The organism is Nitrosophilus sp. (assembly GCF_982775275.1).
Window position 1 is genome coordinate 1 of sequence record NZ_CEXZHP010000116.1, and the last position, 4,933, is coordinate 4,933.

Sequence of the window (4,933 nt, forward strand, 5' to 3'; positions counted from 1 at the left end):
ACCCGCGACCCCAACCTTGGCAAGGTTGTGCTCTACCCCTGAGCTACTCCCGCAATAAATTGGAATGAAATTATAACTAAATTATTTTTAATTGTAAATAGTTTGTAGTATAATTACCGTTAATTATTGTAATGATTAAGGAGTATAAATGAGAAGTGACGAAATAAAAAAAGGTTTTCAAAGAGCTCCCCATAGAAGCTTGCTTAGAGCTACAGGACTTAAAGATGAAGATTTTGATAAACCCTTTATCGGGGTTGCGAACTCTTTTATAGAGATAATTCCGGGACACTTTTTTTTAAACAGATATGCACAAATTATAAAAGATGAGATAAGAAATTGTGGATGTGTGCCTTTTGAATTTAACACTATAGGCGTTGATGACGGTATTGCAATGGGACATGACGGGATGCTTTATAGTCTTCCAAGTAGAGAAATTATTGCAAACTCTATTGAGACTGTTATGAATGCACATAAACTTGATGCACTTATATGTATACCAAATTGCGATAAGATAACTCCCGGAATGATTATGGGTGCTTTAAGGGTAAATGTTCCTACGGTTTTTGTAAGCGGAGGACCTATGAAAGCTGGAGAGTTACCAGATGGCACACCTATAGATTTAGCAACTGCATTTGAAGCGGTTGGAAAAGTTGCAGAAGGAAAAATGAGCGAAGAGGAGTTATATCAGATAGAGTGTGCTGCATGTCCAAGTGGGGGAAGTTGCAGCGGAATGTTTACTGCAAACTCTATGAATACTTTAATGGAGGCTATGGGGATAGCTCTAAAGGGTAACGGAACGATACTTGCTTTAACAAAAGAGAGAGAGGAACTTTTAAGAAAAGCGGCAAGAAGAGTTTGTGAAATCGCAAAAGATGAAGAGTTAACAAATAGATATAAAATAAAAAATATACTAAATAAAAAGGCTATTCATAACGCTTTTGTAGTTGATATGGCTATGGGTGGAAGTACAAATACCGTTTTACATATGATGGCTATTGCAAAAGAGGCGGGAGTCGATTTTGATCTTAAAGATTTAAACGAGATTAGCAAACATGTTGCCCATATCGCTAAGATTTCTCCATCTTTACAAACGGTTCATATGGAAGATATCAATAGAGCCGGCGGGGTAAGCGCTGTAATGAAAGAGGCTAGCAGAAGAAGCGATACGGTGCTATATCTTGACAATCCAGTAATTGAAGGGGGAACTATAGAAGATAGGATAAAAGATGCTAAAGTTCTTGATACCTCTATAATTCATACTGTTGAAAATCCATATAGCGAAGTTGGAGGTCTTGCTATATTATATGGAAATTTAGCAACTCAGGGTGCTGTGGTAAAAACCGCCGGGATCGATCCAAATATGAGGGAATTTAAAGGAAAGGCTATCTGTTTTGATTCTCAGCAAGAGGCAATTGAGGGAATAATGGGTGGTAAAGTAAAGCCTGGTCACGTGGTTGTTATAAGGTATGAGGGTCCAAAAGGGGGACCTGGTATGCAAGAGATGCTATCACCTACCAGTTTAATTGCAGGAATGGGGCTTGACGATAAAGTGGCATTGATAACCGATGGTAGATTTAGCGGAGCCACAAGAGGCGCAAGTATCGGACATATCTCTCCAGAAGCCGCTGAAGGAGGAGTGATAGCTCTTTTGGAAGATGGAGATGAAATATATATAAATGTAGATACCTATACTTTAGAAGTAAATATTAGTGATGAAGAGATAAAAAGAAGAAGAGAAAAATTTAAGCCTAAATTAAAAGAGATAAAAGGAAGATGGTTAAGACAGTATAGAGCTTTAGTTACGAACGCTGCAAACGGCGCGGTGCTCAAAGATGAGTGTTAAAGGCCTAGTAACATATAGAAGCGCAGCAAGCAGTAAAGTTACCATATTAGGTGATTATAAAGAGTATGGGGCGCTTCTTAGGAAAAAGATTAAAAAATTTAAACTATATGCCGGAGATTTCGTAGAGGGCGAGATAGTCGAAGATAAATTTGTTATAGAAAAGATTTTAGCAAGAAAAAATCTATTAACTCGCCCGCCAGTTGCAAATGTGGATAATGTTTTAATAGTAGTCTCTTTAAAAAATCCAGATTTTGATAACTATCTTCTTGATAATTTTCTTGCCGTTTACGAATATAAAGGATTAGAACCTATTATTATTTTTAATAAAATAGATCTTTTAGATAAAGATGAACTAAAGATACTTAAAAAATGGGAAGATATTTATAAAAGTGCTGGATATGAAGTAAATGCGATTAGTGCTTTAAAAGATGATATACAAAAAATTAAAAGATATATAAAAGGAGATATTTCCATTTTAGCAGGTCCAAGCGGAGTTGGAAAAAGCTCTATTTTGTCAAGGTTGTTAGGGATAAAAATAAAAGTGGGAGAAGTAAGCCAAAAATTAAAAAGAGGAAGGCATACAACAACCGCTGTTACTTTATATAGATTTGATGAAAATTCTTTTATTGCAGATACACCTGGTTTTAGTAAGGTTGAAGCTACATATTTTATGGAAAAAAACGAGGTTAGACTCTATTTTAGAGAATTTTTAAAATATAGATGCAAATTTAGCGATTGTACCCATACAAATGAACCAGGATGCGGGGTAAAAGAGGCTGTAAAAAAAGGAGAAATCTCTTGTGAGAGGTTTAAAAGTTATCTAAAAATTATGGAGTTTTTTTGGGAAGAATTGGAAAATGTATGTAAATAAGAAGATTTTGATCTTTTTGGCTCTGGCTGTATGGTATATTGGATTTGCCATTTTATTTGCAAAAGGTTTATCTTTATTATTGGAGACTAAAGATTTGAATTTTTTAATTTTTGGTTTAGTTTTGGCTATATTTTTGGGAATTATAAAAACAAAATATATTTTTATTAAAGCTTGTCAAAAAAACATCAAAAAAATAAAACTTTTAAAAAGACCTAAAATTTGGGAATTTTACACATTAAATTTTTTTCTTTTTTTAGCCGCAATGATATCTTTGGGAGCTTTTTTATCTTATATAGCTAATATTCATACTTATTTGCTTTTATTTATAGGAACGATTGACCTATCTCTTTCTATCGCTCTTTTTTTTAGTGGATTTGATTTTTTTAAAGCTTTAGGACAATTTTTTGCCGAAGGCTAAAACTTTAAAATATTTTGCCATCCACCAAACAAATAAAACTATCCAAAGAGTTGCGCTTATATCAAAAAATGGCGAAATTTTCCCAAAATGTGCTGTAAAACTAAATATAACTCTTCCTAAAACTACAATTTGAGTAAATAAAAAAAGATATATTGTTGTTTTATCAACTCTTAACAAATTTCCAGAATGTCCTAAAGTTACTCTTGTTCCAAATCCTATAAGAATAGTGGTCAAAAATCCCAAAACCAGAATATGTATAGAAAGATTAAAACTATAAAGTCCAAACCACACTTCAAAAAATTGGATTATTCCTCCTAAAAAAAGAGCGATCGGCAGCCAAAAAAGCGCGATATGCAGTATCCACAAAAGTGGTTCTTGATTGGGAAAAGGTAGTTTTATATTTTTTAGCTCTATAGTTAGTAAAATAGCCGCTAATAGATCGACCAAAAAAACCGCTTTTGGAAAGATACCGGTTAAAAATGAGTGCAGTAAAAATAGAGTAAAAATTTGAAAATGAAGTTTTTCATTCTTTTTCCAGTTCATTACATGGGAGAAAAAAGGGACCATTCTAAATGCTACTACAAAAGTTAAAAATATAAGATAAAGATATACTCCAAAATTTACAGCCGTTTCATAAAATATATCTGTTTTACAACTACAGGGAATAAAAGAGAGTAAAAACAAAATATTTGAAATAGCCCCCGCGCCTAAAGATACTATAAGCCAGTATTGATCTTTTTTAGGTAGATTACACTCTTTATAAATTTCATAAAATATTTTTATAGTGTATCCAAAACTAGCAGCCGTTAAAAGGGCCGTTACATAAAAAGCAAAATTTAACCATATTGATATCAAAAAAGTTAAAGTAGCAAAAAAATTAAATAAAAATACAACCAGATATTTTTTTGGATGAATTGGCATTGCTCCTGAAAATCTAGGAAATGTTGTAAATAAAAAGCCAAAAAAGAAGTTTGTAAAGACTAAAAATATCATTGAATAGCTATGCAAAAACTTGCTATCAATACTTAAAAGGCCTTTGTATGAAGGTATAAACAAAAGCATAAAAATTATAGCGTTAATGATGCCCAATGTAAAAAATGGCTGATGAGGTTGTGAAAAAAAATAGTCTCTTTTTGATAAATTTTGTGCTGAAAAATGCATATCTCCTCCTTGAGGAGGAAATTATAACTAAAAATTTTTTTTACATACAAGGGGTCAGGTGATAACGATAACTTAGTTATTATTATCCCTGTTATAAGTTATCATTATCACCTGACCCCCTACTGACCACACATAAATTATTCCATAAATTTTTAAAAGATTATCTATAATTTTTAAAACAACTTCAAACTGTAATTTGTATCTATTTTTTAATATGTAAAATATGTTAGTTATCATATCCGAACTTATATAAAGTTCATACTCTTTCTGTAATAAATATCTTGTAACTTCTTTTGAATAATGGTGATTTCTCCTATCTTTTGAAAATATATCTAAAATTATATTTGCATCAATAAAAATTTTCATATTAGTTCTTGAATCTTTTTATCTTTAAAAATATCTTGTTCAAATATATCTGATATCTCTTCAAATGCTTTTAGTTTATCATTTTTTGAGATAATTTCTTTTTTTAAAAAATTTTCTACTGCTTTAGAAACTATTTGACTCTTTTTTTGATTGTTTTTTTAGAAAAATCTTCTATCATATCTACAATATATTTCGGTAAAGTAAAAGTCGCTCTAACTCTTTTTGTCTTATCAACTAAAGTTGCCATATTTTCTCCATAATACATATAAAAAAT

5 protein-coding genes are annotated in these 4,933 nt (G+C 31.5%); 3 read left to right on the forward strand and 2 right to left on the reverse strand.

The genetic code is table 11. From position 1 onward, the window contains the following. Positions 1 to 148: 148 nt before the first annotated feature. Genes ilvD through AC30RD_RS06325 form a run of 3 tightly spaced genes read left to right on the forward strand, consistent with a single transcriptional unit; the run spans position 149 to position 3,132 of the window. Positions 149 to 1,843 carry a dihydroxy-acid dehydratase gene (gene ilvD / locus AC30RD_RS06315; protein WP_489493524.1) on the forward strand — a complete coding sequence of 565 codons (1,695 nt, stop codon included), beginning with the start codon at positions 149 to 151 and terminating at the stop codon, positions 1,841 to 1,843. Then, positions 1,833 to 2,714, forward strand: a complete 882-nt coding sequence (rsgA, locus tag AC30RD_RS06320) for a ribosome small subunit-dependent GTPase A (RefSeq protein WP_489493525.1) — start codon at positions 1,833 to 1,835, stop codon at positions 2,712 to 2,714. Before ilvD ends, rsgA begins: the two co-directional genes overlap by 11 nt. Continuing rightward, positions 2,701 to 3,132, forward strand: a complete 432-nt coding sequence (locus AC30RD_RS06325) for a hypothetical protein (protein ID WP_489493526.1) — start codon at positions 2,701 to 2,703, stop codon at positions 3,130 to 3,132. Before rsgA ends, AC30RD_RS06325 begins: the two co-directional genes overlap by 14 nt. Here the strand turns inward: AC30RD_RS06325 and AC30RD_RS06330 are convergent. Both AC30RD_RS06330 and AC30RD_RS06335 read right to left on the reverse strand, forming a co-directional pair. After that, positions 3,106 to 4,293 (reverse strand): NnrS family protein, encoded by a 1,188-nt coding sequence (locus AC30RD_RS06330; RefSeq protein WP_489493527.1) that lies wholly within the window; start codon positions 4,291 to 4,293, stop codon positions 3,106 to 3,108. The two genes, AC30RD_RS06325 and AC30RD_RS06330, sit on opposite strands and share 27 nt — an antisense overlap. Positions 4,294 to 4,365: 72 nt before the next feature. Beyond that, on the reverse strand, positions 4,366 to 4,659 hold the full coding sequence (locus tag AC30RD_RS06335) for a type II toxin-antitoxin system VapC family toxin (RefSeq protein WP_489493529.1): 294 nt from the start codon (positions 4,657 to 4,659) through the stop codon (positions 4,366 to 4,368). Positions 4,660 to 4,933: the final 274 nt, after the last annotated feature.

Bases quoted from the DNA above. Each gene is read 5' to 3' on its own strand.
- ilvD (WP_489493524.1), top strand. From the start codon at position 149: ATGAGAAGTGACGAAATAAAAAAAGGTTTTCAAAGAGCTCCCCATAGA.
- rsgA (WP_489493525.1), top strand. From the start codon at position 1,833: ATGAGTGTTAAAGGCCTAGTAACATATAGAAGCGCAGCAAGCAGTAAA.
- AC30RD_RS06325 (WP_489493526.1), top strand. From the start codon at position 2,701: ATGTATGTAAATAAGAAGATTTTGATCTTTTTGGCTCTGGCTGTATGG.
- AC30RD_RS06330 (WP_489493527.1), bottom strand. From the start codon at position 4,293: ATGCATTTTTCAGCACAAAATTTATCAAAAAGAGACTATTTTTTTTCA.
- AC30RD_RS06335 (WP_489493529.1), bottom strand. From the start codon at position 4,659: ATGAAAATTTTTATTGATGCAAATATAATTTTAGATATATTTTCAAAA.